At 72.7% G+C, this 25,794-nt stretch carries 19 protein-coding genes, 1 tRNA gene and 1 pseudogene; 7 read left to right on the top strand and 14 right to left on the bottom strand.

The annotated features are described in order from the left end of the window. Positions 1-349: 349 nt before the first annotated feature. Complete coding sequence (locus ACFU74_RS14445; protein ID WP_380756257.1) at positions 350-1,057, bottom strand: hypothetical protein; 708 nt, start codon at positions 1,055-1,057, stop codon at positions 350-352. A gap of 269 nt (positions 1,058-1,326) precedes the next feature. Between ACFU74_RS14445 and ACFU74_RS14440 the strand changes: the two genes are divergently transcribed. Beyond that, positions 1,327-1,482, top strand: a complete 156-nt coding sequence (locus ACFU74_RS14440) for a hypothetical protein (protein WP_380756255.1) — start codon at positions 1,327-1,329, stop codon at positions 1,480-1,482. A 76-nt stretch (positions 1,483-1,558) separates the two neighbouring features. Here ACFU74_RS14440 and ACFU74_RS14435 read toward each other — a convergent pair whose 3' ends face one another. From ACFU74_RS14435 to dnaK, 5 genes are all read right to left on the bottom strand, one after another. Further along, a complete protein-coding gene (locus ACFU74_RS14435; RefSeq protein WP_380756253.1) occupies positions 1,559-2,590 on the bottom strand; it encodes a helix-turn-helix domain-containing protein in 1,032 nt (343 codons plus the stop codon). Between the two features lie 188 nt (positions 2,591-2,778). Further along, the gene (locus ACFU74_RS14430) at positions 2,779-3,291 is read right to left on the bottom strand and encodes a heat shock protein transcriptional repressor HspR (protein ID WP_380756251.1); all 513 of its coding nucleotides are present in this window, start codon (positions 3,289-3,291) and stop codon (positions 2,779-2,781) included. 7 nt (positions 3,292-3,298) lie between these two features. Continuing rightward, the gene (dnaJ, locus tag ACFU74_RS14425; protein ID WP_380756249.1) at positions 3,299-4,456 is read right to left on the bottom strand and encodes a molecular chaperone DnaJ; all 1,158 of its coding nucleotides are present in this window, start codon (positions 4,454-4,456) and stop codon (positions 3,299-3,301) included. Between the two features lie 158 nt (positions 4,457-4,614). Beyond that, positions 4,615-5,250, bottom strand: coding sequence for a nucleotide exchange factor GrpE (gene grpE / locus ACFU74_RS14420; protein ID WP_380756248.1), 636 nt, complete (start codon positions 5,248-5,250; stop codon positions 4,615-4,617). Next, positions 5,247-7,100, bottom strand: a complete 1,854-nt coding sequence (dnaK, locus tag ACFU74_RS14415) for a molecular chaperone DnaK (protein ID WP_380756246.1) — start codon at positions 7,098-7,100, stop codon at positions 5,247-5,249. The genes grpE and dnaK overlap by 4 nt, the downstream gene beginning before the upstream one ends. A gap of 278 nt (positions 7,101-7,378) precedes the next feature. On the opposite strand from dnaK, the gene ACFU74_RS14410 reads away from it, so the two are divergent. The 4 genes and pseudogenes from ACFU74_RS14410 (at position 7,379) to ACFU74_RS14395 (ending at position 13,160) form a co-directional block, all read left to right on the top strand. Then, positions 7,379-9,601: a (Fe-S)-binding protein gene (locus ACFU74_RS14410; protein ID WP_380756244.1), complete on the top strand. Its 2,223-nt coding sequence runs from the start codon at positions 7,379-7,381 to the stop codon at positions 9,599-9,601. A gap of 321 nt (positions 9,602-9,922) precedes the next feature. Beyond that, a pseudogene (locus ACFU74_RS14405) lies at positions 9,923-10,996 on the top strand (sugar phosphate nucleotidyltransferase); the annotation flags it as partial. A gap of 185 nt (positions 10,997-11,181) precedes the next feature. Continuing rightward, entirely contained in the window at positions 11,182-12,138 is a 957-nt protein-coding gene (locus ACFU74_RS14400; protein ID WP_380756241.1) for a YIP1 family protein, read from the top strand. 131 nt (positions 12,139-12,269) lie between these two features. Continuing rightward, on the top strand, positions 12,270-13,160 hold the full coding sequence (locus tag ACFU74_RS14395) for a metal-dependent hydrolase (protein WP_380756239.1): 891 nt from the start codon (positions 12,270-12,272) through the stop codon (positions 13,158-13,160). A 66-nt stretch (positions 13,161-13,226) separates the two neighbouring features. Here ACFU74_RS14395 and dcd read toward each other — a convergent pair whose 3' ends face one another. Then, a complete protein-coding gene (dcd, locus tag ACFU74_RS14390; RefSeq protein WP_380756237.1) occupies positions 13,227-13,802 on the bottom strand; it encodes a dCTP deaminase in 576 nt (191 codons plus the stop codon). A gap of 82 nt (positions 13,803-13,884) precedes the next feature. Continuing rightward, positions 13,885-14,106, bottom strand: a complete 222-nt coding sequence (locus tag ACFU74_RS14385; protein WP_199839558.1) for a hypothetical protein — start codon at positions 14,104-14,106, stop codon at positions 13,885-13,887. Positions 14,107-14,384: 278 nt separating this feature from the next. Between ACFU74_RS14385 and ACFU74_RS14380 the strand changes: the two genes are divergently transcribed. Beyond that, positions 14,385-14,458: transfer RNA gene (locus tag ACFU74_RS14380), tRNA-Gly, on the top strand. A 59-nt stretch (positions 14,459-14,517) separates the two neighbouring features. Here ACFU74_RS14380 and ACFU74_RS14375 read toward each other — a convergent pair. The 6 genes from ACFU74_RS14375 to ACFU74_RS14350 form a co-directional block, all read right to left on the bottom strand. Then, positions 14,518-15,741, bottom strand: a complete 1,224-nt coding sequence (locus ACFU74_RS14375) for a putative PEP-binding protein (protein ID WP_380756235.1) — start codon at positions 15,739-15,741, stop codon at positions 14,518-14,520. Beyond that, a complete protein-coding gene (locus ACFU74_RS14370) occupies positions 15,742-17,622 on the bottom strand; it encodes an FAD/NAD(P)-binding protein (protein ID WP_380756233.1) in 1,881 nt (626 codons plus the stop codon). Between the two features lie 192 nt (positions 17,623-17,814). Further along, positions 17,815-19,110 (bottom strand): MFS transporter, encoded by a 1,296-nt coding sequence (locus tag ACFU74_RS14365; protein ID WP_380756231.1) that lies wholly within the window; start codon positions 19,108-19,110, stop codon positions 17,815-17,817. 80 nt (positions 19,111-19,190) lie between these two features. Then, positions 19,191-22,556, bottom strand: a complete 3,366-nt coding sequence (locus tag ACFU74_RS14360) for a BTAD domain-containing putative transcriptional regulator (RefSeq protein WP_380756229.1) — start codon at positions 22,554-22,556, stop codon at positions 19,191-19,193. Positions 22,557-23,042: 486 nt separating this feature from the next. After that, positions 23,043-23,690 (bottom strand): response regulator, encoded by a 648-nt coding sequence (locus tag ACFU74_RS14355; RefSeq protein WP_380756227.1) that lies wholly within the window; start codon positions 23,688-23,690, stop codon positions 23,043-23,045. A 26-nt stretch (positions 23,691-23,716) separates the two neighbouring features. Then, positions 23,717-24,964, bottom strand: coding sequence for a sensor histidine kinase (locus ACFU74_RS14350; protein ID WP_380756225.1), 1,248 nt, complete (start codon positions 24,962-24,964; stop codon positions 23,717-23,719). Positions 24,965-25,166: 202 nt separating this feature from the next. On the opposite strand from ACFU74_RS14350, the gene ACFU74_RS14345 reads away from it, so the two are divergent. Then, positions 25,167-25,730, top strand: coding sequence for a heme-binding protein (locus ACFU74_RS14345; protein WP_380756223.1), 564 nt, complete (start codon positions 25,167-25,169; stop codon positions 25,728-25,730). The last annotated feature ends 64 nt before the right edge of the window (positions 25,731-25,794 follow it).

Raw genomic sequence — 25,794 nt, 5'->3', positions numbered from 1 at the left:
GTACCGTGCGGTCGATCCGCGCGCGGTCACCGAACGCATCGGTGCGAGGATCCGGGCGGTGGGCACCCGGCCCGTGATTGGGGCGGAGCAACTGCCGCTACTGGTGGGGGACCTGACCGGGGCGTACGACAGCGCACCGAGCCGGGGGGACCAGCCGGCCGGGGTGCACCACCCGGCGGACACGGAGCGGATCCGGCACGAGATCGAACGGCTCTCCCCGGAGCACCGACGGGGTTCCGTGCGCACGCTCGACGAACCGTCGGCCCGCCCGGACCGCGCGACGGTCGACCACGCGGCCTGTTCCGGCTCGGTCGGCGGACGCGGGGGAGCCGCGATGCCCGAGCCGGGGTCAGCCGGTGGCGGCGCCGGTGGGCCAGTAGCCGGACGGGCCGACGGCGGGGGGCTGCTGGCGGGGGACGGTGAACTGCTCGCCGGGGGCGGTCCAGAAGCCCTCGCGCAGCGAGAGCGCCATGCCGGCCCAGTCGAGGGCGGTCTCCACGGTGTGGTGGAGGGCCTCCTGGGACCAGGTGTCGTCGAAGACCAGCGGCAGGACGGGGGCGACCTGCTCGATGGTGGCGATCAGCGGGTTGTGGGTGATGGCCTCGTCCACGAGCAGGACGATCGGCTTGCGCAGCGCCGACGCCCAGCCCAGCTCCAGGCTGACGCCGGCGGAGAGCGGCGCGCCGACGTAGGCGAAGACCAGGTCCGCGGACTGCAGCGCGCGGAAGTCGGACGGAACGCGGGGCTCGGGGGCGCGCCCGGCGACGGTCCAGGCGTCACTGTGGTGGGCGCTGTACACGGCGGCGCCGCTGCGGAGGAGGGTGGTGCGGAGCGTCGTCAGCCGCGTCCGGCTGGCGAGCGTCACCACGCTGTCCGCCGGCCCGGTCAGCCGCATCAGCGGCGCGGCCAGGAACACGCGTGCACGCCGGCCCTCATGGGCCTGGCTGTCGTGGTGACGCAGGTAGGGCTCGGTCATGTCGACTCCGGGGAGGCTGCCTTCCGGCTCGGTGTGGGAGAGCCGGCCGACGTTGACAGGGCTGATCTGGCTGGTGCTCACGGGTGCTTGTGGAGCATGTAATTGAATGGACATTGCCATGATGCTGGCGTTGTCGGACTATCGAGAGCGAACTGATCGTCCATCGCGTACGGCTGCCCCGTCCAGGGTTGGCCCGTGTCATCTGGATGCCTGGCAGGGAGATGACGCAGTTCTGTGGAACCGCCGGGTTGGCACGGGCACATGATGTGCGGCAACATGTTGGACGCTAGTGCGATCAATAGTGACTAGTTCCGATGAGCGCAAGGGAAGGGGTGGGCGCAATGTCCCGCATGCGCCAGTTTGTCCGTAAGGCGCTGCTGCCTCTGGTGGTCAGCGCTGCGGCGTTGGCCGGTGCGTTCTTCGCTGCCTCGGGCGCGGTTGCCGAGCCCGAGCGAGACGCGCAGTCCGTGGTGGCTCTGCTCGAAACCGATATCGGCTGGTCCTGACGTCATGCCAGGTCGTGCCGCCTGACGGACGCGGCGCCCGGAGCGGGGGCTGGATCCTTGGGCAGGCCGCCTTGGTTCACAGCTCCGGGGCCGCCGCGGACGGGGAGCGACCTGTGCCTGCAGGGCCTTCCGAGGCGCGGGCCAGGACGTAGCCCAGCTGAAAGAGGGAGTCGACGTTGTACTCCTCCCGCATTTCGGCGATGTGCCTCGCCAGAGTTCTTTCGCTGATTCCCAGACGGCGTGCGATGACCCGGTGATTGGTCCCGGCGAGCAGCAGGTCGATGATCGTCTGACGGAGCCGTGAGACGACCTGGTGCGGGACGGCGCGATCGCCGTCGAAATCCAGGGCCCGGCTCCAACTCGGCTCGAAGACCTCTTCGACCAGATAATTGGCAATGACCGGCTCGAATATGAATGCCGCCAGTGTCATGTCGTCGGCCACTGGGATGACGGCCAGTCGTCGGTCTATGACGATGAGGCGGGTGTAGGGCTCGTCGAGGGTCCGGTATTGGGCGCCGGCTCTCGCCAGCCGGGCGACGTAATCGCGGGTGGGCTGGTGGTACCGGGTGCTGGCATGGTAGATCGTCCGCATTGTGGTGCCGCGGCCCAGGGCCTCCAGATCGCGTTCGACCATGGCTGCGAGCAGCTCCGGGGGGCGGGGGCCGCCCGGCTGGAGCGCGAGGGTTTCCTCGGCCCCGGCGGCCATGTACTGGTCCAGCCGCTGATTGATCAGAACCTTGCCTTGAACGTACTCGACCGAGCCTCCGGTTTTCTCGGGGGAGTGGAATTCCTGGGCGAGTTCCTGGAGTTCAACGGGCAGGGATACCGCGCGCGACAGCAGGTCCAGTGCCTGGCGCTGCCAGGTGCCGCTCAGCCGGGCGGAAAGCTGGGCGGGGTCCACCGCGATCAGCGTGCCCTTGTCGTCCGAATCCGGGACCAGGAGTCCGATTTCGATGAGCTCGTTCAAGGAGCGGTCGTTGGCGGGAAAGTTCGCGCTTCGCGACAGGCGGCCGCCGGACTTGACGACCTCCAGGTAAAGGGCGCGGGCCTCCGCTGAGAGGGCGGGCACCCCACCTGGGATGGGACCGAGCTGTGCTCGTCCACTCATCTGAGGCTCCTTGCCGTCTGTCCGAAACCCGAGATCTCGCTCAACGGAGTTTAAGGGGGGCAGCTCCTCCGCCGGGTGAGGAAGGGATGGCTCGTGGAACTGGGACAGGTGCACACTCTCTCACCAACGCCGCGCCGCCGGCACCCCCCGGCCAGGGGGAAACCGGCGGCGGAGCGGCGGGACGGCCGTCAGCGCTTGGGGCGCCAGACGACCAGGGCGCTGGAGTGCGGGGTGGGCGGCTGGTAGGGGACGAGATCGCGGCGGTAGGAGGCGTGGATGGTGGCCTCGCGCTGCTGGAGCGCGGTGGCGGCCCCCTCCAGGGAGTCGGCCAGTTCGGCGATCCGGGACTGGAGCGCGGCGACCTGGTTCTCCAGCTCGATGATCCGCTTGATCCCGGCCAGGTTGATGCCCTCGTCCTGGGAGAGCCGCTGGACCTCGCGCAGCTGCTGGATGTCGCGCGCGGAGTAGCGCCGGCCCCGTCCGGCGGTGCGGTCGGGGCAGACCAGGCCGAGCCGGTCGTACTGGCGGAGGGTCTGCGGGTGCAGGCCGGAGAGCTCGGCGGCCACCGAGATCACGTAGACCGGGGTCTCCTCGGTGAGCACGTACTGCGGCTGCGGGGCGGTCCGGCGGGTGGTGCGGCGGGCGCCGCCTCCGGGGAGGCCTTCGCCGAGGCCGGGGCCGATGGGGTCGTCGGGGGTCATCTGGTCGTCACGCTCCCTCCGCCGCCCGGAAGAGGGCGGCTCGCGGGTCGTCGGAGGCGGTCGCCTCGCGGTACTGCTCCAGAGCGGTCAGCGCGTCGCCGGTGACGTGCTGGGGCACCACGACCTCCACGGTGACCAGCAGGTCGCCGCGGGTGCCGTCCTTGCGGGTGGCGCCCTTGCCGCGGGCCCGCAGGGTGAGGCCGTTGGCGCTGCCCGGCGGCAGCTTGAGCTTCACCGAAGGGCCGTTCAGGGTCGGCACCTCGATGGTGCCGCCGAGCGCGGCCTCGGGGAAGGTCACCGGGACGGTCACGGTGAGGTTGTCGGCCTTGCGCCCGAAGACCGGGTGCGGGTCGACGTGGACGGTGACGTACAGGTCGCCGGGCTGGCCGCCGCGCTCGCCCTGGGCGCCCTTGCCCTTGAGGCGGATCCGCTGGGCGTCCTGGACGCCGGCCGGGATCCGGACCTGCATGGTGCGGGCGGAGCTGGCACGGCCGCTGCCGTGGCAGTCGGGGCACGGGTCGTCGACGATCATGCCGCGGCCGCGGCAGTCCCGGCAGGGCTCGGAGAGCGCGAAGGCGCCCTGGCCGCGGCTGACCGTGCCGGAGCCGACGCAGGTCGGACAGACCCGCGGGGTGGTGCCGGACTTGGCACCGGTGCCGTTGCAGAGCCGACAGGGGGCCTGGCTGGTCATCCGCAGCGGGACGGTGGCGCCGTCGACGGCCTCCTCGAAGGAGAGCGTCACCTCGGTCTCGACATCGGCGCCGCGCCGCGGCTGGGCCTGCCGGCCGCCGCGGTTGAACAGGCCGCCGAAGACGTCGCCGAGCCCGCCGCCGGCGGCGCCGCCGCCCTGGCTGCCGCTGAAGAGGTCGCCGAAGTCGAAGCTGTAGCTCCCGGTGCCGCCCGGGCCGCCGGGCCGGAAGCCGCCGTTGGCGAAGAGGCTGCGGGCCTCGTCGTACTCCTTGCGGCGCTTCTCGTCGGAGAGGACGTCGTACGCCTCGGAGATGTCCTTGAACCGCTCCTCGGCCTTGGTGTCGCCCTTGTTGGCGTCGGGGTGGAACTCGCGCGCCAGCTTGCGGTAGGTCTTCTTGATCTCTGTGGCGCTGGCGTCCTTGGGCACGCCGAGGACCTTGTAGTAGTCCTTCTCCACGTAGTCCTTGCCGCTCATGGCCGGCGCCACCTCCCGAGGTCCATCGTCACAGTGCTGTCAACGGGCCGGGCACGGCGGTCCGTGCCCGGGCACGCCGACAACGCGCTGCGGAGCCGGCCGCCGTACTGGCCGGCGTACGACTCCGCAGCGCAGGGGTTGTCAGCTGTCACCGGTGGTCAGTTGTCCGAGCCACCGTCGGCCTGGTCCTTCTTCTCCCCGCCCTTGGCGGAGTCGGCGTCCGGGCCGGACGCGGTCTGGGTGCCCGGCTGGGGCTCCGCGACCGCGACCATCGCCGGGCGGATGATCCGCTCGCCGATCCGGTAGCCGGGCTGGAGGATCTGGACGCAGGTGTCCTCGGTGACCTCCGAGGAGTAGCTGTGCATCAGCGCCTCGTGCATGGTCGGGTCGAAGGGCTCGCCCTCCTTGCCGAACTGCTGCAGGCCCAGCTTGGCGACGACCGTCTCCAGCGACTCCGCGACGGACTTGAAGCCGCCCGTCACCTCGCCGTGGTCGCGGGCGCGGCCGATGTCGTCCAGCACCGGGATCAGCGACTCCAGGATGTTGGAGACGGCGATCTCGCGGACCGTCAGCCGGTCGCGCTCGACCCGCTTGCGGTAGTTCTGGTACTCGGCCTGGAGGCGCTGGAGGTCGGCCGTGCGCTCGGCCGCCTCGCGCTTGGCCGCGGCGACCTCGTCGGCACCGGAGGCGGAGCCCTCGGCCCCGGCCGCGGCGGCCTCCTCGGCAGCCTTGATCACGGCCTCCTCGGCGGCGGAGTCGTCGCCGGGCTCGGCACCCTGCGGCTTCTCCGTCATGCCGCACCGCCCTTGGGCTTCTCGTCGTCCACGATCTCGGCGTCGACGACGTCGTCGTCCTTGGCGCCCGCGTCACCGGCGTCGCCGCCCGCGCCCGCACCGGCCGCACCGGCGGCGTCGGCGTTGGCGTACAGGGCCTGGCCGAGCTTCTGGGCGGTGGTGGAGACCTTCTCCGAGGCCTCGCGGATCTTCGCGATGTCCTCGCCCTTCAGGGCCTCCTTGAGCTCGCCGATCGCGGTCTCGACCTCGGTCTTGACGTCGGCCGGCAGCTTGTCGGCGTTGTCGGCGATGAACTTCTCGGTGGAGTAGACGAGCTGCTCGGCCTGGTTGCGGGTCTCCACGGCCTCGCGGCGCTTGTGGTCCTCCTCCGCGTACTGCTCGGCCTCGCGCATCATGCGCTCGATGTCGTCCTTCGGCAGCGCGGAGCCGCCGGTGACGGTCATCTTCTGCTCCTTGCCGGTGCCGAGGTCCTTGGCACCGACGTGCATGATGCCGTTGGCGTCGATGTCGAAGGTGACCTCGATCTGGGGCAGGCCGCGCGGGGCCGGCGGCAGGCCGGTCAGCTCGAACATGCCGAGCTTCTTGTTGTACGCGGCGATCTCGCGCTCGCCCTGGTAGACCTGGATCTGCACGGACGGCTGGTTGTCCTCGGCCGTGGTGAAGATCTCCGAGCGCTTGGTCGGGATCGTGGTGTTGCGCTCGATCAGCTTGGTCATGATGCCGCCCTTGGTCTCGATGCCGAGGGACAGCGGGGTGACGTCGAGCAGCAGGACGTCCTTGACCTCGCCCTTGAGGACACCGGCCTGGAGCGCGGCGCCGATGGCGACGACCTCGTCCGGGTTGACGCCCTTGTTGGCGTCCTTGCCGCCGGTCAGCTCGCGGACGAGCTCGGCGACGGCCGGCATGCGGGTGGAGCCGCCGACGAGGACGACGTGGTCGATCTCGGAGAGGGCGATGCCCGCGTCCTTGATCACGTTGTGGAACGGGATCTTGCAGCGCTCCAGCAGGTCCGAGGTGAGCTGCTGGAACTGGGCGCGGGTGAGCTTCTCGTCCAGGTGCAGCGGGCCCTCGGCGGAGGCCGTGATGTAGGGCAGGTTGATCGAGGTCTCGGAGGACGAGGACAGCTCGATCTTGGCCTTCTCGGCGGCCTCGCGCAGACGCTGCAGGGCCATCTTGTCCTTGGACAGGTCGACGCCGTGGCCGGCCTGGAAGACCTTGACCAGGTGGTCGACGATCTTCTGGTCCCAGTCGTCGCCGCCGAGGTGGTTGTCACCGTTGGTGGCCTTCACCTCGACGACCCCGTCGCCGATCTCCAGCAGGGAGACGTCGAAGGTGCCGCCGCCGAGGTCGAAGACCAGGATGGTCTGGTCGTCCTTGTCCAGGCCGTAGGCCAGGGCGGCCGCGGTCGGCTCGTTGACGATGCGCAGGACGTTGAGGCCCGCGATCTCACCGGCCTCCTTGGTGGCCTGGCGCTCGGAGTCGGAGAAGTACGCCGGGACGGTGATGACGGCGTCGGTGACCTGCTCGCCCAGGTAGGCCTCGGCGTCGCGCTTCAGCTTCTGCAGCACGAAGGCGCTGATCTGCTGCGGGTTGAAGTCCTTGCCGTCCAGCCCGATCTTCCAGCTGGTGCCCATGTGCCGCTTGACCGAGCGGATGGTGCGGTCGACGTTGGTGACCGCCTGGCGCTTGGCCACCTCGCCGACGAGCACCTCGCCGTTCTTCGCGAAGGCGACGACGGACGGCGTGGTCCGCGCGCCCTCGGCGTTCGTGATGACGGTGGGCTCGCCACCCTCCAGAACGCTGACGACCGAGTTCGTCGTGCCGAGGTCGATGCCGACCGCGCGTGCCATCGTAGATACCTCCACGGAAGAGTTGAGCTTTACGGGCTCAAGGATGCATGACGACGGCAGGGGCGTCAACGGCTATGAGTCGGCATCGCTCAACTTTGCTGAGTTTGCACCCCCGGGAGTGCACTTACGTGACTGCCGCCATACCTTGAGCATCTTCAGGAGAAGTGTTGGCGAACGGTAATGTCCGGCCCGTCGGCCCAGGAAGTTACCGACGAGTACACTGCCCCCGGAGAACACTGAACACCGGCAACACGCAAGCCGCAGGAGACGGAGAGCCGATGCAGCTAGCAGCGATCGTCATCTCGCTGGTCACCTTTGTGATCGGCACCGCGCTCGCCGCTCGTGCGGCGCTGTACATCTACCGGGTGGTGCGCACCGGCCAGCCGGACCCCACCCGCTTCGGGCAGCCCGCACAGCGGGTGAAGACCGTGGCCGTGGAGTTCGTCGGCCACACCCGGATGAACCGCTGGGGGATCGTCGGCATCGCCCACTGGTTCGTCGCGGTCGGCTTCTTCACCCTGGGCCTGACCCTGCTGACCGCGTTCTTCCAGCTGTTCGACGCCGAGTTCGTGCTGCCGGTGCTCGGCGGCTGGCTGCCGTACGAGCTGTTCACCGAACTGGTCGGCACCCTCACCACGCTGGGCATCGCGACGCTGATCGTGATCCGCCTGCTCAGCCTGCCCGGCCGGGCGGGCCGCAAATCCCGCTTCGCCGGCTCGATCGCCTGGCAGGCCTTCTACGTCGAGTACACGATCCTCGGCATCGGCCTGTGCATCATGGTCCTGCGCGGACTGGAGGGCGCGCTGGAGCACGTCGGCTCCTACGAGGCCAAGTACCTGATCTCCTACCCGCTGGTGGTGGCCTTCCGCGGCCTGTCCCACGGCACCCTGGAGAACCTGGTCTACCTCTTCGCGATGCTGAAGATCTGCATCTCCTTCGCCTGGGCGATCACCATCGGCGTCAACCCCTCGATGGGCGTCGCCTGGCACCGCTTCCTGGGCTTCTTCAACATCTACTTCAAGCGCGAGGAGGACGGCTCCACCGCGCTCGGCGAACTGCGCCCGATGACCAGCGGCGGCGAGCCGATCGACTTCGAGGACCCGGCCGACGACGCCGTCTTCGGCGTCTCCCAGGTCGAGCACTTCTCCTGGAAGGGCATCCTCGACTTCTCCACCTGCACCGAGTGCGGCCGCTGCCAGTCGCAGTGCCCGGCCTGGAACACCGGCAAGCCGCTCTCCCCGAAGCTGCTGATCATGAGCCTGCGCGAGCACGCCTTCGGCAAGGCCCCGTACCTGCTCGCCGGCGGCGGCAAGGACATGGAGGGCACCGAGAAGGCCACCGCCGAGCAGCTCGAGAACGTCCCCGCCGCCGCCCTGGCCGAGGCCGAGCGCCCGCTGATCGGCACCGCCGAGGAGAACGGCGTCATCGACCCCGACGTGCTGTGGTCCTGCACCACCTGCGGCGCCTGCGTCGAGCAGTGCCCCGTCGACATCGAGCACATCGACCACATCGTCGACATGCGCCGCTACCAGGTGATGATCGAGTCCTCGTTCCCCACCGAGGCCGGCACCATGCTCAAGAACCTGGAGAACAAGGGCAACCCCTGGGGCATGGCCACCAAGGCCCGCCTGGACTGGGTCAAGGAGCTCAAGAAGGAGACCGGCATCGAGGTGCCGGTGATCGGCGAGGACATCGACCCCGCCGAGGTCGAGTACCTGTACTGGGTGGGCTGCGCCGGCGCCCTGGAGGACCGCGCCAAGAAGACCACCAAGGCCTTCGCCGAACTGCTGCACACCGCCGGCGTGCGGTTCGCGATCCTCGGCAAGGAGGAGTCCTGCACCGGTGACTCCGCCCGCCGCCTGGGCAACGAGTTCCTCTTCCAGATGCTCGGCGCGCAGAACGTCGAGACCCTGAACGCGGCCCTGGAGGACGCTCCGGTCAAGCGGATCGTGGCGACCTGCCCGCACTGCTTCAACACCATCGCCAACGAGTACCCGCAGCTGGGCGGCCACTTCGAGGTCATCCACCACACCCAGCTGCTCCAGCACCTCATCGACGAGGGCAGGCTGGTGCCGGTCAACCCGGTCGAGGGCCTGATCACCTACCACGACCCCTGCTACCTGGGCCGCCACAACAAGGTCTACAGCCCGCCCCGCGAGATCATGGACAAGGTCCCGGGCCTGCGCCAGCAGGAGATGCACCGCCACAAGGAGCGCGGCTTCTGCTGCGGCGCCGGCGGCGCGCGGATGTGGATGGAGGAGCGCATCGGCAAGCGGATCAACACCGAGCGCGTCGACGAGGCGCTGTCCCTGAACCCGGACATCGTCTCCACCGCCTGCCCCTTCTGCCTGGTCATGCTCTCCGACTCGGTCAACGGCAAGAAGAACGAGGGCGCGGCCAAGGAGCACCTGAAGGTCGTCGACGTCGCCCAGCTGCTGCTCGACTCGGTCAAGGCGGTCCCGCCGGCCGACGCCGAGGAGCCGCAGACCGTCGACGCCTGAGACGCGTCCGGCGCAGCGACGGGGCCGTGAACCGGCCCGGTTGTTCGACAGTTCTGCAACAACCGCCCGGCCCGGGGGGTGCCCACCGGCGCCCGCCCGGGCCGGGCTTTCCCGCTCCTCGGCCCGCGCCGCGGGCGGTGCAGCGGCGGCCGGGCACCGGGCCGCCGGGGGGCCCGGCTGTCGGGAGGAAATACAGTAGGCGCCGGACCGGCCGCGCGCCGGTCGATCCGTTCCGGCCCCCGGAACGGCGTACAGCACACCGACGGAGGTATCGGCCCGCCGGGCCGGGCCGCAGAGACCACAAGGGGAACAGCGCAGACCATGACCGAGGCGATCATGCTGGTCGGTGGTAAGGGCACGCGACTGCGTCCGCTGACCACCCACACCCCCAAGCCCATGCTGCCGGTGGCGGGCGTCCCGTTCATCGCGCACCAGCTGGCCCGCGCGGCGGCCGCCGGGGTCACCCGCGTGGTGCTCGCCACCTCCTACCTCGCCGAGGTCTTCGAGGACCACTTCCAGGACGGCACGCCCTACGGCATCGAGCTGGTCTACCTGACCGAGCGCGAGCCGCTCGGCACCGGCGGCGCCATCCGCAACGCCGCCACCGGGCTCACCTGCGGCCCCGACGAGCCGGTCCTGGTGTTCAACGGCGACATCCTCTCGGGAGTCGACATCGCCGCCCTGCGCGACGGCCACGTGGCCGCCGGGGCCGACGTCACCCTGCACCTCACCCGGGTCGAGGACCCGCGCGCCTTCGGGCTGGTCCCCACCGACGCCGACGGGCGGGTGCTGGAGTTCCTGGAGAAGCCGGAGACGCCGGAGCAGATCGTCACCGACCAGATCAACGCCGGCTGCTACGTCTTCACCCGCTCGGTCATCGACCGCATCCCGGCCGGCCGCGAGGTCTCCGTGGAGCGCGAGACCTTCCCCGAGCTGCTGGCCACCGGCGCGCTGCTGCGCGGCGTCGTCGACACCTCGTACTGGCTCGACCTCGGCACGCCGGCCGCCTTCGTGCGCGGCTCGGCCGACCTGGTGCTCGGCAAGGTCGACTCGCCCGCCGTCCCCGGCCCGACCGGCGACGCCCTGCTGCTGCCCGGCTCGACCGTGCGGCACGGCGCGGTGCTCAGCGGCGGCACCGTGGTCTCCGAGGGCGCGGTGGTCGAGGCCGGTGCGATCGTCGAGGGCAGCGTGATCCTGCCCGGCGCCGTCATCGGTCCCGACAGCCTGGTCAAGGACTCGATCGTGGGTGCCTTCGCGACCGTCGGCGACCGCTCCGCGCTGGACGGCGCGGTGATCGGCGACGGCGCGATCGTCGAGTCCGACAACGAGCTGCCGAACGGCGTGCGGATCGCCTGCGGCACGCTGCTGCCGGTCGGCGCGGTGCGCACCTCGGCCGGCCCGGGCGGGTGCCCGGCCGGCACCAGCGCGGCGGCGGCGGTGCACGGGCCGAAGGTCGGCGTGGCGCAGTAGGGCCCGCCCGGCGACGCCGGTGCCCGCTGCGGCGTCACAGGCTCGCTGCAAACCGGCCCCGGTCCGGTTCCCGTCCGCCGCGGCGCCCGCCGGGCGGGTACCTTCGGAACGTGGCTGGCAATCGATACGACAGCGGTCAGGGCGCCGACCCCCGTGGCGGGTGGTCGGCGCCCCCGCAGCAGCAGGCGGCGCCCGGGGGGTACGGGCCGACGGACGGGCCGGAGTACTTCACCGGCCCGCAGCAGGGGCACCAGGACCCGTACCACGCGTACGACCCGTACGGCCCGCGCGCCCCGCAGGCCCCGCACCCGGCGCCGCAGTCCCCGCAGGCCCCGCACCGGGACCCGTACGCGGCCGACAACCCGGGCCACACCCGGGCCTTCCCGGTCGGCGCCGACCCGTACGCGGGCGAGCCGTCCTCCTACGGCCAGGAGCAGCCGGCCTACCCGTACGCGGACGGGTACGGCGAGGACAACGTCGCCGTCTACCGGGCCGGCGGCCAGTCCGCGCCGCAGGTCACCGGCCCCCGGCCGACCTGGCGCGAGCTGCTGACCGGGCTCTTCCGCAACCCCACCGCGGTCTTCGACCGCACCCGCGACCACCAGGTCTGGCTCCCCGCCGTCACCGTCTCGCTGCTGTACGGCGCCCTCGCCGTGCTCGGCATCGGCCTGACCCGCGACGACGTGTTCGACTCGACCTTCACCGTGGCGCTCACCGCGATGCTCGCCGCCGCGATCGGCTTCACGCTGGCCGGCGCCATGCTCGGCGCCGTGACGTACGGGCTGGCCCGGCAGTTCGGCGGCGACGGCCCGTGGCAGTCCACGGTCGGCCTCGCCGTGCTGATCGGCTGGGTCACCGACGCGCCGCGGCTGCTGCTGGCGCTGGTGCTGCCCGCCGACAACCTGGTCGTCCAGGTGGTCGGCTGGGCCACCTGGCTGCTCTGCGGCTACCTGCTGGCCGGCATGGTCCGCCGGGTGCACGACCTGCCCTGGGGCAAGGCGGCCGGCGCGGCCGCGCTGCAACTGCTGGCGCTGCTGGTGCTGATCAAGCTGCCGACCCTGGGCTGACCGCCGGCGCCACCGGGGGTCCCGGGTGCCCTCGGGCGTCCCCGGCGCCCTCGGCGACAATGGACGACGGGCCTCGCCTCGCGGGGCCCGTTCCGTTTGTCCCGTCCACCCTCACCCGCACGGAGCCAGGCATGACCCTCCCCACCACCCACGTCAGCTTCCCGGCCGGGGCGGTGACCGGCGAGTCGACGGTGCTCGCGGTGCACCCGCTGGCCGACGGCCGCTACGCCGTGGTCACCGGGGCGACCCCGTTCCACCCGCTCGACCACACCTGGCCCGACCAGCCGGCCGACCTCGGCACGCTCACCGTGGACGGCGTCGAGCTGGCCGTCGTCGACTGCCTCACCGGCGCGGTGGGCCCGGACGGCGGCGCCCCGCTGGCCGGCGCCGACATCCCGGTCCGGCGCGGCGACGAGGAGTGGTCCTGGCTGGTCCTGCACGTCCTCGCGGCCGACCCGGGCGACCTCGTCGGCCGTACCGCGGTCCTCACCGTCGACGCCGGGCGCCGCGCCGCGCTCAGCGCCTCGCACAGCGGCTGCCACCTGCTCGCCCTCGCCCTCAACGAGGCGCTCGCGCCGCGCTGGCGCAAGGACCCGGGCCGCGCCGACGCCTTCGGCCACCCGGACTTCGACAGCCTCGCCATGGCGAGCTCGGTGATGGACACCGAGGCGAGCACCGACACCTACCGGCTCGGCAAGTCGCTGCGCAAGAAGGGCTTCACCGCCGAGGCCACCGAGGAGCTCCCGGCCCTCGCCGACGCCCTCCCCGCGCTCACCGAGGCCGTCAACCGCCGGCTGGCCGCCTGGGTGGCCGCCGACGCCCCGGTGCGCATCGACGTCCCCGGCCCGGAGCTGACCGCCCGCCGCGAGTGGCACTGCGAGCTGCCCGAGGGCGCGGCGCGGATCTTCTGCGGCGGCACCCACCTGCACCACCTGGGCGAGCTGGCCGAGCTCCGCACCGAGCTGCGGCTCTCCGAGGACGGCAGCGAGCTGGTCGCCGTCACCCGCCCGAAGCGGGCCTGACGCACCGGCGGGCGGTCACCCCTGGGGAAGGGGTGACCGCCCGCACCGTGCAGCTCCTCGCCCGGATCAGACGTTCGTCCGGTGGAAGTTCAGGTAGGACCGCGACGGCGTCGGACCGCGCTGCCCCTGGTAGCGGGAGCCGTACCGCTCCGAGCCGTAGGGGTGCTCCGACGGCGAGGAGAGCCGGAACAGGCAGAGCTGCCCGATCTTCATCCCCGGGTAGAGCTTGATCGGCAGGGTCGCGACGTTCGACAGCTCCAGCGTGACGTGCCCGCTGAAGCCCGGGTCGATGAAGCCCGCCGTGGAGTGCGTCAGCAGCCCGAGCCGGCCCAGGCTGGACTTGCCCTCCAGCCGCGAGGCGACGTCATCCGGCAGCGTGATGACCTCGTAGGTCGACGCCAGCACGAACTCGCCCGGGTGCAGGATGAACGCCTCGTCGCCCTCCGGCTCGACCAGCCGGGTCAGGTCCGGCTGCTCCTCGGAGGGGTCGATGTGCGGGTAGCGGTGGTTCTCGAAGACCCGGAAGAAGCGGTCCAGGCGCACGTCGATGCTCGACGGCTGGATCATCGCGGGGTCGAACGGATCGATCACCACCCGGCCGTTGTCGATCTCGGTCCGGATGTCCTTGTCAGAGAGCAGCACGCTTCGAGGTTACGTGCACGACGCGGCCCCGGACGAATCGCCCGGGGCCGCACCTGTCACTTCTCTCCCGTGTCCGCCCTCGTCAGGCGAGGAACTCCGCGGCCTCCAGCCGCAGCGCCCGGGCCAGTTGCGGCTCGGACAGCTCCCGCACATCGGCCAGCACCGAGCTCCGCAGCCGTCCGCACTGCGGACACCTGATCAGCCGCCCGGGCCCCAGCCGGCCGGGTCCGAGGTTCTGCATCGGGAACGTGGTGGTGCTGAACAGGTGCCCCTCGGCACAACGAACGACGGCGCGCTGCTCCATCGGTCCCCTTCCCATCCTTACCCCAGTACTCACCCGTACTCATCGCCCCGAACGGCGGAGCCCCCGGGACCAGCGTCACATTAGGGGATGTACCGGACATTCCACACCAAGGCTCGCCGCCCCGCCCCCACCCGCCGGGGCACTCTCACGCGGCCCACACAGTACGCCCCCGCCCGCCCCCGCCGCCCCACCGCCACAACCCCCGCCCACCTGTGCAACCGCAGTCACGGATGGGGTACAGTGAGGGACAGATCGAGCGGTCTCTGACGGCTCATCAGGCGGGCGTAGTTTAATGGTAGAACATGAGCTTCCCAAGCTTAGAGCGCGAGTTCGATTCTCGTCGCCCGCTCCATACCGAGAAGCCGCAGGTCAGCGACCTGCGGCTTCTCTGTCGTCCGGGACGGTGCAGGGTCAGGGCTGGGACTGGAGCATCACCTGACGGAGTTCGGCGGTGCACATCATGTAGCCGTCCGGGGTCGGTACGCGCTCCAGGTAGTGGGCGAGGTCCGCGCCCAGTGAGAACACCCGTACCGGGGTGTCCGCGGCGCGTGCGGACTCCACCACCCGCTGCACTCCGTCCAGGACGGCGGGGTGCCGGGTCTGGTAGGAGTCGGCCACCAGGTGGTTGGTCCGGTCGGCGGCCAGGTAGAACTGCACCAGGTCCTTCGTGCCGACGAACAGCTCGCTGGCGCCCGCGGCGCAGAGTGCCCGGGTGGCGTGCACCGCCGCGGGCGTTTCGATGAACGCGGCCACGGGCACGCCGGCGGGTAACTCCAGGTGGGCTATGAGCCGGGTGAACTCCTTCGCGTCGTTGAGGAACGGAATCGAGAGGTGCACGCGGCCCGCGTCGTCGCCGAGCCGCTCGCGCAGGGACCCGAGGACGGCGTGCAGGGCGTCCCGGTAGGCGGCCGAACCGAGCAGCCAGCGGGCGCCGTGCAGGCCCAGCTCGGGGTTCGGTTCGACCGCCACCGGGGCCTGCTCGGTGACGCCGGCGGCGTGGTCGGAGCGCAGGTCTAGGAGCCTCAGGACCAGCCGTTGGTCGGGCAGGAGCGCCTCGACGAAGGTGCACAGCCGGTCCGCGACGGCCAGCCCGTAGGCCGCGATGTCGGCGGGGCTGCCGTGCAGGGCGTCGAGCGGGCGCAGGCCCGCCGCCAGGCAGAGGAACTCCTCGCGGATGAAGAAGGACTCGACCCGCTTCGCCTTCGGCCCGCACGAGTTGATCGTCTGGATGTCCTGGAGGTCCGCGATGACCGCGCACGCCGAGCCGAGGTCCTCCAGGGAAGGACTCCCGTCCCCCGAGCCCGCGGCCCCGGCGCCCGCGTCGGAGCCGAGGAAGACGGTCTGGCTCGCCAGGTTCAGCGTCACCTCGCCGACCAGATCGGCGAGGTCCGCCTGGTCGACGCGGAGCACGGGAATGCCTCTGCCCCGGCAGAGGGACTGCATGTGGCCGGTCAGCCCGCCCGAACCGCAGATGACCGCGCGCGATGCCACGATCGCGTCGTACAGACCCGCATCGAGGGAAGGGGCGACGAGAATGGATCCGTCGAGTGGACCTCTTGTGCGGTTACAGGTGCCTTGCAGAACACTCTGTGTGCCACCGGTCAGTAGGAATCCCTGAATCCGTCGCCCGTTCAACTAACCCTCCAGAGGCTCGGTGTCCGATATCCCGAGTTGTCGACGCAACTGCCGTGGCGTCACGGAGACGTCGGTGAGTCGTTCGACGGCGGCCCGGTTGACGACCGCCCTCATCAGGCGGTCGTGCCGGGAAGCAGCCATCGGGAGGGACGGAAGTTCGCCCATGGACCGAATGCAGGCGTCCAACCGGGAACCGAGCAGTTCTCGCTCACTTCGGGCCCGGGTGGCCAACCTCCTCACCTCCAGGACAACAGCCTCCTCGAATCCGTCCGGGGTCGCTTCCTCCGTGTTGCTGACGCAGCCACGGTAATGAGCCAAATCCCGTGCCAAGCCGTCTTCACGCAGTTCCAGCTGCTCGATCACCCGCGCGGCGACCGCGATTGAATGGTTCTTGATGGCGGCGAGATTGAAGGCGAACGCGCCGGTCCGGCCGCGTCGCACGATCTCGTCGCCCTCTCTCAGCACGCCGACCGCGGAGAGCGGGCCGGCCGGCTCCCCGCCCGGGTTCAGCAGCGTTCCGTGTTCGTCGACCTCCAGGCCGCGCGCGGTGCGTTCGTGGGGGACCGCGAGCCCCTTCCGGAGGAGGTTGCGCCAGAGCGGCCGGCCGACCCTGCTGTAGTCCGACTCCCGGCCGAAGTTGGACACCACGAGGTCGGCCTCGATGGCGTGTTTCTCGTCCGGGGCCGTGACCGAGACGACCAGCCGCCCCGATTCCGCCGGCGTGATCGCCTCCACGCCCCCGACGACCAGTTTCACCGTCCCGTCCACCGGGTGTATCGCGCGCTCGATGACGGCCATCGTGTACTCCACGGCGCCGACCCGGAGCGCGGCGATCGCGGTACCGAACTCGTCCAGCAGGCGCCGCAGTTCCGCGGAGGGAATCCGTTCGATGACCTTGGGGAGATGCGGCTCCCACGCCTTGGTCACCCGCTCCGCGATCACCGTCGGGTCGATTCCGGGGTGCTCCCGGACGACCGCCGCGTTCGCCGCCTCCCATTCGGAGCGGATCCGGGCGAGGAACTCCTCGCGGTTCCGGTAGGGCTCCAGCAGCGTTTTCGGGCAGGGCAGTTGTACGACCGCGTGCTCGTGCCCGCCGGGGTACGTGCGGAACATCGTCCCGGTCTTGGAGATCAGATGGATCCTTCCGGTGTGCCCCTGGCGCAGCAGCAGGCCCGCCGAGTCGTAGGCGCTCAGCACGGATCCGACGATCGCGACCGTCGCCTCGGGCGGGAGCGCCACGAGCTTGCGGACGCCGTCCGCGGAGTAGGGGTTCCGCACGAAGGACGGGTGCGCGACGACGCCGGCGGCGAAGGGCGGATCCCTGAGTTCGAGGCCGGTCGCCAGGACGACGTGTTCGGCGAACAGGGCGGTCGGTTCCGTCTCCGGCCCGGCTTCGCCGTCCGCGGAAGGGCGACGCACCGTCACCTCGACGCCGGTGGGGCGTACTTCCATGTCGACCGCATCGCCGTCCGCTTCGACGAGCACGACGCCGGGACACGCTTCCCGGGCGGCCTCGGCCAGCCGGTCGATCAGGTAGTCGTGGAAGATCCGCCGGGGCGCCGGGCCCTGCTCGGTGAACTCGAACCCGTCCCAGGGCGCCGGCCAGTCCCGGCGGTCGGCTTCGGCGTTGGCCCAGCGGACGAAGTCGAGGACGTCCTCCCGGAACACCGACATCCGGCCCGCCTGGATGTTGAACACATGGTCCCAGGGGTTGCCGTCCCGGTGGTAGGCGACGCCGGCGGACCGGTAGTCGGAGCGCCGTTCGAGCAGGACGATTTCGAGCGGCCCGCGGGCGAAGCGAAGCAGTCGGATCGCCGTGGCGGTGCCGGCCAGGCCCGCCCCGACTATGAGAACTCTTGGACACGTGCCTGTGCGGCTCATGGTGAAGCCTTCCGTTCGAGCGACGGCACCCGGCTCTGTCGTCTCGCGCCGGGTGCCAGGGGCTGCTGATGGAGTGTGACTTCGTGCTCCGGGCGGTGATCCCGAACAGATCGCGTCCGGAGTCGGTTCATGAGCCCAGAATGGCCTGAGAACAGTGCGCCTGTCGGGCTTTTCGCGCTGCCGGGGGCGTGGTCAGACGCGGGCGAGGGTGCGGATGGGGCGGGCGGCCAGGAGGGCGGTGGTGGTGAGGAGGGCGACGACGACGCCGAGGAGGAGGACGCTGTCGGTGCCGAAGGCGTGGGCGGCGGGGCCGGCGAGGGCGCTGCCGATGGGGTACATGCCGACGGAGCCGGCCACCTCGTAGGCGTGGACGCGGTTGAGCACCTCGCCGGGGACTTGGGTCTGGACGCTGGTGGCCCACATGACGCCCCAGACGCCGGTGCCGGCGCCGACCGCGACCTGGGCGGCGGCGAGCAGCCAGAGCGGCCAGCCGAGGACGATGCCGAGCGGGTAGAGGGGGAAGGCCAGCATCGCGACGGCTCCGGCGGCGAGCGGGCGGGCCGGCTTGTAGCGGATCGCCAGCAGGCCGCCGGCCACGGTGCCCGCGCCCAGGGCGCAGTTGAGCAGGCCGAAGGCGGTGGCACCGTGCTCGGGGACGATGACGCCGGCGGCCACCGACAGCTGCGGGCCCCAGGAGAGCACGGCGAAGACCATCCAGATCACGATCACGCCCCAGAGCCAGCTGCGGGCGCGGAACTCCCGCCAGCCGACCGCCAGGTTGTGCCAGAGTCCCCCGCCGGCCGGCGGGGCGGGCACCGTCCCGAGCCGGAGCGCGAACAGGCAGACGGCGCTGGTCCCGTAGGCGACGGCGGAGATCGCCATCACCCAGGCGGTGTCGCCGAGTCCGACCAGGACGCCGGCCAGCGCCGGGCCGCCCAGCCCGGTGAGCGCCTCGGAGGTGCGCAGCACGCCGTTGGCGCCCTGGACGTCGCGGGCGACCAGCGGGACGGTCGAGGCGGCGCCCGGCTGGAACATCGCGTTGGCGGTGCCGGCCACCGCCAGCAGCGCGTACAACTGCCAGAGCCGGTCGACGCCGTGGAGGAACAGCAGGGCGAGCAGGACGTGCGCGGTGAGGTTGGCGAGGTCGGCGGCGATCATCATCCGGCGGGCGGTGAACCGGTCGGCGAGTACGCCGCCGAACAGCACCAGGCCGGCGAACGGGCCCACCAGGAAGGCCATCGCGTACCCGGCGGTGTCCAGGCCGTGACCGCCGCTGAGCAGCCCGGCCGAGACGGCGACCGGCAGCATCGCCCAGCTGAGCAGGCCGGCGCTGCGGGCGGTGAAGTAGTACCGGAAGTTGCGGGACCAGATGGCGGGTTGCGCGGTCCGGGACGCGTCGGGCCCGGGCACTTCGGTCCGGGGTGCGTCGGGCGCGGGTGGTTCGGTCGCAGGGGTTTCGCAGGGGCGGTGGGTCAGGAGGTCGTCCATGCGGCCACCGTAGGGAGGCCGACCGGTGCGTCTCCGGTAGCCGGACGGGAGGCCGGCAGGCGCGGGACGCCTCGGCCGTACTAGCGCCGACCTGCGGTTTCGTCGCAGGTCCGGCGTTCCGCCGGCCGGACCGGAAGAACCGGGGAAACTGCCGGGGCGGCAGTTCTGCCGACGGCCATCGCCCGGGAGAGCCGCCGGGACTCGCGCCAGTGGCCGAACGCCCGGCTCCGTGCGCCGAGGGCCGCCTGCGCGTGGCCGAGCGCCAGGTGGCTGCGTGCCTCGCCGGGCCGGTGGCCGGTCTCGCGGTGCACGGCGAGGGCGGCGCGTCCGCTCTCCAGGGCGGTCCGCGACTCGCCCAGCCGTACCCGGACGCGGGCCAGCGCGTCGAGCGCGCAGCCTTCGAGCATCCGGAACCGCGCCTCGCGGGAGAACTCGACGGCGTGCTCCGCGGTGCGCAGGGCGGCCCGCGGGTCCAGGCGGGCCTGGACCGTCGCGAGTCCGACGAGCGCGGCGGCCTGCGGGAACCGGTCGTTCACCGACTCGGCCAGGCGCAGCGCCTCCTGGTAGCTGTCGGCCGCGTCGGCGGGCTGGTGGGCGCGTTCCTGCGCGGCACCGAGCGCGAGGTAGGCGTTGGCCTCCAGCGCCCGGTTGCGCAGCGTCCGCGCGGCGTCGAGCGCGGTGTGTGCCAGCAGCCGGCCGGTGACGGTGTCGCCCAGGTCGGTGTAGGCGCCGGAGAGGCCGTTCAGGGCGACCGTCTCGCTGAACCTGTTGCCGTCGCGCAGATGGAGCGGGAGGGTGTCGCCGAGCACCCGGATCGCGTCGCCGGGGCGTCCCAGCGCCCGGTGGACGACGCCCAGGTTGGTGTGCGAGACCGCCTCGGCCCGGGCCGCGTCGAGGTCGTGGAAGTACCGGGCCACCTGCGTGAAGTGCTCGGCGGCCTCGTGCAGCCGGCCGAGCTTCCAGCAGACCAGGCCGAGGGTGGCGAGGTCGTCGTCGGCGTCCTCCCGGCGGCCGGGCCCGGGGCGGCGCAGCCGGGCGGCGGCGGCCTCGAAGCAGTCGCCGGTGTGCATGCCGGTCGACAGATAGCCGTGCAGGTTCCCGGCCAGCCGGCGGGCGAGGGCGCCGAAGCCGGTGCCGGAGGCCTCCAGGACGGCGCCGGCCAGGTTCTCGCGCTCGTGCTCCAGCCACTGCGCGGCCCGGCCGTGGTCCGCGAACGGTGCCGGAGGCAGTGCTGCCGGGCCGGCGTCCCCGGTGCCCCCGGCGGGCGCGGCGGGCGCGGTGGGCGCGGTGGGGAAGAGCAGCCGGGCGGCCGCGTCGGTGCGGTGCAGGTACCAGTCGAAGAGCCGCCGCCGGGCGGCGTGCGCCTCGGTGGCACCGGCCAGGTCGCGGGCGTAGCAGCGCAGCAGGTCGTGCAGCCCGAAGCGGCCGGCCCCCCGTTCCCGCACCAGGTGGGCGTCGGCCAGGCCCGCCAGCAGCGCGGATGCCGCGGCCGGGGTCACCCCGGCCAGTGCGGCGGCGCCGTCCGCGGTGAGGTCCGGGCCGGGCGTCAGGCCGAGGAGCCGGAACATCCGCCGGGACGCGGCCGGGAGCGCGCGGTAGGAGAGGTCGAACGCGGCCCGCACGGTCGAGCGCTGGTCCCCTTCGACGCTCAGCCGGCCGAGCACGTCGCCGTCCGCCAGCTCGGCGCAGTACTCGGCGATCCCGGTGCCGCGGGAGACCAGGTTGGCGCCGGCGATCCGGATGGCCAGCGGCAGGCCGCCGCAGAGCCGGACGAGTTCGCCGGCGGCCTCCGGCTCGGCCGCCACCCGGCACTCGCCGACGGTGCCGCCCAGCAGTTGACGGGCCTCGTCCTGGCGGAGCACGTCCAGGCCGAGCCGGCGGGCGCCGTCGCCGGCCACCAGTCCGGCGAGCCGGCCGCGGCTGGTGATCAGCACGGCGCAGTCCGGGGTGCCCGGGATCAACGGCCTGACCTGCTCGGCGTCGCGCGCGTCGTCCAGCACGATCAGCATCCGCCGGCCGGCGAGCAGCGTGCGGTACAGCGCCGCGGCCTCGTCCTGGTCCGCGGGCAGCCGGTCGGGCCGCACGCCCAGCGCCCGGAGGAACTGCGCCAGGACGTCGCCCGGGCGCAGCGCCGGGAGCCGGCTGTGGCCGCGCAGGTCGGCGAAGAGCTGTCCGTCCGCGAAGTGTCGGCGCCGCGCGTGCGCCCAGTGCGAGACGAGCGCGGTCTTGCCGACGCCGGGCGGGCCGACCACCGTCACCAGGTGCGGGCGCCGCGCCGGGCCGGGGGCGACGAGGGCGTCCAGCTCCGCCAGTTGCCGCTTCCGTCCGACGTGGAGGCTGGCCGCGGCGGGCAGTTGGGCCGGGACCGGTACCGGTGTCGGGGCCGGGGCCGAGGAGGTGGGCGCCGGAGCGAGGGGCGGCTGCCGGCGCAGCACCCGCAGATGGGCGTCGTGGACCTCCGGGCCGGGCGCGATGCCCAGCTCCTCGTCGAGCCGCTCGCGCAGGCGGCCGAACACGGCGAGCGCGGCGGCCTGCTCCCCGCAGCTCGCGAGGGCGAGGATCAGCCGGGCGTGCAGGCCCTCGTGCAGCGGCTCGGCAGCCACCAGGTCCGACAGCAGCGGGACGGCCTGTTCGGCCCGGCGCAGCCGCAGCGCCGCGTCCGCGTGCAACAGGGCGGCCCTGACCCGCCGTTCGTCGGCCGCCACCGCGGCCGGGTGCCGGCGCAGCACCGGGTCGGCGTCCGCGAGCACCGGGCCCCGCCAGTACCGCAGGGCCCGCGTCAGCGACTCGTACGCGGCCTCCGCGGTGCCGGCGGGGCCCGGTTCGCGGAACTGGCGCCGGGCCCGGTCCAGCAGTTCGTCGAACCGGCCGAGGTCGATGTCGCCCGGGGCCGCGTCCAGCCGGTAGCCGGTGGGCGTGCGCACGACGGCGGGCGGCGGGGCGGTCCGCGGGCCGTCGGGGTCCAGCAGTCGGCGGACCTGGCCGACGTAGCCGTGGACGAGGCTCTGGTGGGAGCCGGGCGGTCCGGACGGCCAGAGGGTGTCGGTGATCTCCTGCCGGGTGGCGGGCCCGGGGTGCTTGAGCGCCAGCAGGCCGAGCAGGCGGCGCACCATCGGGCCGGTGACCGGGACCGGGGTGCGGCCGTGCTGGAGGGCGAGCGGGCCGAGGATCAGCAGCCTCGGCCGTCCGGCGCCGCGCGCGGGTTCGGTGCGGGCGGCGGTCAGCAGGTCCGCCAGCTCGCCGCCGGTCAGTTCCAGCACCTCGGCCAGCCGGCGCAGGGTGTCCGTCCGGGGCCGCCGGACCCGCCCGTGCTCGATGTCGCGCAGTGCCCTGGTGCTGATCCCGGCGCGCTCCGCGGCCGCCTGCTGGCTCAGCCCAGCCCTCCTGCGGAGCGCCCGGAGCCGTCCGCCGAAGGCCTCGGGCCCGTCCGCCGTCCCTTCCGCCATGGCGTCCCCCTCGTCCGATGATCAGTGTGGACTGGACCAATCCACCGGACAAGGGCCGTCGGGTCTCCCGGCGGGTCAGGCGCGGGGAAGCAGGGTGCGGAAAGCAGGGAGGCGCGGAGCGAGTCCCCCCGGACTCGCTCCGCGCCGCGTCGACGCGCGGCTCTGCGCCGCTCCCCCCGATCGCCCCGGACTCCCGCCGTCCCCCCTGGCGACACTCTCCGGCGAGAGCGCTCCGCACAGGCCCGGCAAGCCCCCTTGAGGTGGGGCGTCGTTGATCATTACGGTAACAAACCGCATGGTTGGTTTGTCAATGCCCGAACCATGAACCACCAACGATCGGCGATGGTGCTCCGGATGGCAAGGGGCGGCCGGACGGGTCGGGTGAAGAGGCCGGTGGGGGCCGGTTTCCGGGGGGAGGGCGAGTGGTCTGGCGGAGGGGGTCGGGGCGTATGTTCGGAATCGGATAATCCGAATGGAATGTCGGTATCAGCGGAGCAGCCGGCGCTCCTTGGCGACGGCCACCGCGCCCGCCCGGGTGTCGACGCCCAACTTGTCGTAGATCCGGCCCAGGTGGGTCTTGACGGTCGCCTCGCTGATGAACAGCGCACGGGCGATCTCCCGGTTGCCGAGCCCCTGGGCGAGCTGGGCGAGGATGTCCGTCTCCCGCTCGGTGAGCTGCGGCGCCGGGGCCCGCATCTGCGCCATCACCCGGGAGGCGACCGGCGGCGAGAGCACGGTGCGCCCCTGAGCGGCCGAGTGCACCGCGGCGAACAGCTCCTCCGGGCGCTCGGCCTTCAGCAGGTAGCCGGTCGCGCCCGCGCCGATCGCCCGGGTGATGTCGGCGTCGGTGTCGTACGTGGTCAGCACCAGGACGTGCGGGGCGGCCGGGGCGGCGGTGATCCGCCGGGTGGCCTCCACGCCGTCGATGCCGTCGCCGAGCTGGAGGTCCATCAGCACCACCTGCGGGGCCAGCCGGGCCGCCAGCTCGACCGCCTCCTCGCCGCTGCTCGCCTCGCCGACCACCTCGATGTCGCCGGCGCTGGCCAGCAGGGCGAGCAGGCCGGCCCGGACCACGGCGTGGTCGTCGCAGACCAGCAGCCGGACCGGGGACGGGGCGGGGGTGGAGGAGTTCATCGGACGGCTCCAGGTACTGGCGGGTGCTATCGGCGGTCGGGGGTGAGCGGGACGGCCGCGGAGACCACGGTGCCCTCGCCGGGCGCGCTCTCCACGGTCAGGGTGCCGCCCAGCTGGCGCAGCCGGGCGCGCATGGCCGGCAGGCCGTGGCCGCGGCCGGCGGCGGAGGGGGCGGCCGGCGGGGTGGAGGGGGTGAAGCCGCGGCCGTCGTCGGCGATGTCCAGGACGGCCTGGTCGCCGAGGAAGGAGAGGGTCAGCGCAGCGGCCGAGGCCCCGGCGTGCTCCCGGACGTTGGCCAGCGCCCCCTGGGCGATCCGCAGCAGGGCCGACTGCGCGGCGGCCGGCAGCGGCACCGGCGCGCCGTCCAGGTGGAAGCGGACCGGCAGCCCGCTCTCGGCGGACTCCCGCTCGGCGAGCGAGCGCAGCGCCTGCTCCAGGGTGCGGCCGTCGGCGAGCTCGGCGGGCGCGAGGTCGTGGACGAAGCGGCGGGCCTCGGCGAGGTTCCTGGCGGCCACTTCGGCGGCGGTTCGGACATGGCCCCGGGCGGTGGCCTGGTCGCCGTCCCAGGTGCGGTCGGCGGCCTGGAGCAGCATCTGCTGGCTGGACAGGCCCTGGGCGAGGGTGTCGTGGATCTCCATCGCCAGCCGTTCCCGCTCGGCCAGCGTGCCCTCCCGCCGCTCGGTGGCGGCGAGTTCGCGCCGGGTGCGGACCAGGTCGGCGATCAGCGCGCGCTGCCGTTCGGCCTGCCGCTCCATGTACAGGAAGACGCCGGTGGCCAGTGCGGCGACGGCGGGCGGCAGCAGCAGGAGGTTGGCGTCCACCGGGCCCGGCAGCCGGGCCTCGCCGACGACCACCAGCAGGGTGAGTGCCGCGACCAGCGGGATCGCCGCGGGCGTGGGCAGCGTCCGCAGGGCCGTGTAGACCAGCGGGACGGCGCACCAGGCGAAGCTCGGCGCCAGCAGCACCAGGACCACCCAGAGCACGGTCACCACGGCCAGCGGCCAGGGGCGGCGGCGCTGTCCGGGGGCGGGCGGGCGGCGGTGGGCGAGCCAGGAGCCGACCGGCTGGACGACGGCCAGCGCGGTGCTCAGCGCGAGCACCCAGGGGATGCGCGGGTTGTCCGGGTGGTGGGTGAGGTAGCGGCTGAGCGAGGTGGCGAGCAGGAGGAGGAACGCGGAGTCGAGCAGCACGGCCAGCCGGCCGGCGTCCGGGTCGAGGGCGGCGGGCGGGGCGGGTCGGGCGGACGGGGAAGGGAGGGGGCCGGGGTGGTGCACGGGGCCGCTCCTCGCTCTGTCCGGGCCGGGGTGATCCTTCGATGGTGACCCGTCCGGTCGGGTGCCGCATCAACCGATCGGCTGACGGGTCCGTCGTCCATCATGCCCGGGCGCGGTGTCCGGACCGCCGATGCGGCGCGGGGGGCCTGGAACGGAGGATCGAATCCGTTCCCACCACCGCCATCCGACGAGGAGCCGGACCATGAAGAAGACCTCCGTTCGCACCAAGGTGCTGACCGGTACCGTCGCCGCCGCCGCGCTGGCCGCCGCCACCGTCGGCGCCGTCTCGGCGAGCGCCGAGGCCACCGACACCCCGGCCGTCGCCGCGGCCGCGGTCAAGACCGACGCCCAGAACAAGAACCTCGCCCAGACCACCGGTCTGACCATCGAGGCCGCCACCAAGGCCGCCCAGGCCACCCTGGACGCGGCCGCCAAGGCGGGCCAGCGCGTCTCGGTGGCGGTCGTCGACCGTGACGGCGTCACCCGGGTGCTGCTCAAGGGCGACGGCGCCGGCCCGCAGTCGCCGGAGTCGGCGGTCCGGAAGGCGTACACGGCGGTCTCCTGGAACGCGCCCACCTCGGAGCTGACCAAGCGCCTCGCGCAGGCCCCGAACCTCAAGGACATCCCGAACACGCTGTTCCTGGCCGGCGGCGCCCCGGTGCAGTCCAAGGGCGCGCCGGTGGCGGGCATCGGTGTCGCGGGCGCGCCGAGCGGCGACCTGGACGAGCAGTTCGCGCAGGCCGGCGTCGAGGCGCTCACCAAGTAGCACGGTCGGACGAGCACCGGCCGCCGCCGAGGGCGCGCGGCCGGCCCGCGCGCCGGGGCGGACC

Origin of the sequence: Kitasatospora sp. NPDC057500 (genome assembly GCF_042802195.1) — a bacterium.
Lineage (GTDB): Bacteria > Actinomycetota > Actinomycetes > Streptomycetales > Streptomycetaceae > Kitasatospora.
This window is presented reverse-complemented; position numbering and strand designations above follow the sequence as displayed.

Bases quoted from the DNA above. Each gene is read 5' to 3' on its own strand.
- ACFU74_RS14440 (WP_380756255.1), top strand. From the start codon at position 1,327: ATGCGCCAGTTTGTCCGTAAGGCGCTGCTGCCTCTGGTGGTCAGCGCT.
- ACFU74_RS14435 (WP_380756253.1), bottom strand. From the start codon at position 2,590: ATGAGTGGACGAGCACAGCTCGGTCCCATCCCAGGTGGGGTGCCCGCC.
- ACFU74_RS14430 (WP_380756251.1), bottom strand. From the start codon at position 3,291: ATGACCCCCGACGACCCCATCGGCCCCGGCCTCGGCGAAGGCCTCCCC.
- dnaJ (WP_380756249.1), bottom strand. From the start codon at position 4,456: ATGAGCGGCAAGGACTACGTGGAGAAGGACTACTACAAGGTCCTCGGC.
- grpE (WP_380756248.1), bottom strand. From the start codon at position 5,250: ATGACGGAGAAGCCGCAGGGTGCCGAGCCCGGCGACGACTCCGCCGCC.
- dnaK (WP_380756246.1), bottom strand. From the start codon at position 7,100: ATGGCACGCGCGGTCGGCATCGACCTCGGCACGACGAACTCGGTCGTC.
- ACFU74_RS14410 (WP_380756244.1), top strand. From the start codon at position 7,379: ATGCAGCTAGCAGCGATCGTCATCTCGCTGGTCACCTTTGTGATCGGC.
- ACFU74_RS14395 (WP_380756239.1), top strand. From the start codon at position 12,270: ATGACCCTCCCCACCACCCACGTCAGCTTCCCGGCCGGGGCGGTGACC.
- ACFU74_RS14385 (WP_199839558.1), bottom strand. From the start codon at position 14,106: ATGGAGCAGCGCGCCGTCGTTCGTTGTGCCGAGGGGCACCTGTTCAGC.
- ACFU74_RS14370 (WP_380756233.1), bottom strand. From the start codon at position 17,622: ATGAGCCGCACAGGCACGTGTCCAAGAGTTCTCATAGTCGGGGCGGGC.
- ACFU74_RS14365 (WP_380756231.1), bottom strand. From the start codon at position 19,110: ATGGACGACCTCCTGACCCACCGCCCCTGCGAAACCCCTGCGACCGAA.
- ACFU74_RS14360 (WP_380756229.1), bottom strand. From the start codon at position 22,556: ATGGCGGAAGGGACGGCGGACGGGCCCGAGGCCTTCGGCGGACGGCTC.
- ACFU74_RS14355 (WP_380756227.1), bottom strand. From the start codon at position 23,690: ATGAACTCCTCCACCCCCGCCCCGTCCCCGGTCCGGCTGCTGGTCTGC.
- ACFU74_RS14345 (WP_380756223.1), top strand. From the start codon at position 25,167: ATGAAGAAGACCTCCGTTCGCACCAAGGTGCTGACCGGTACCGTCGCC.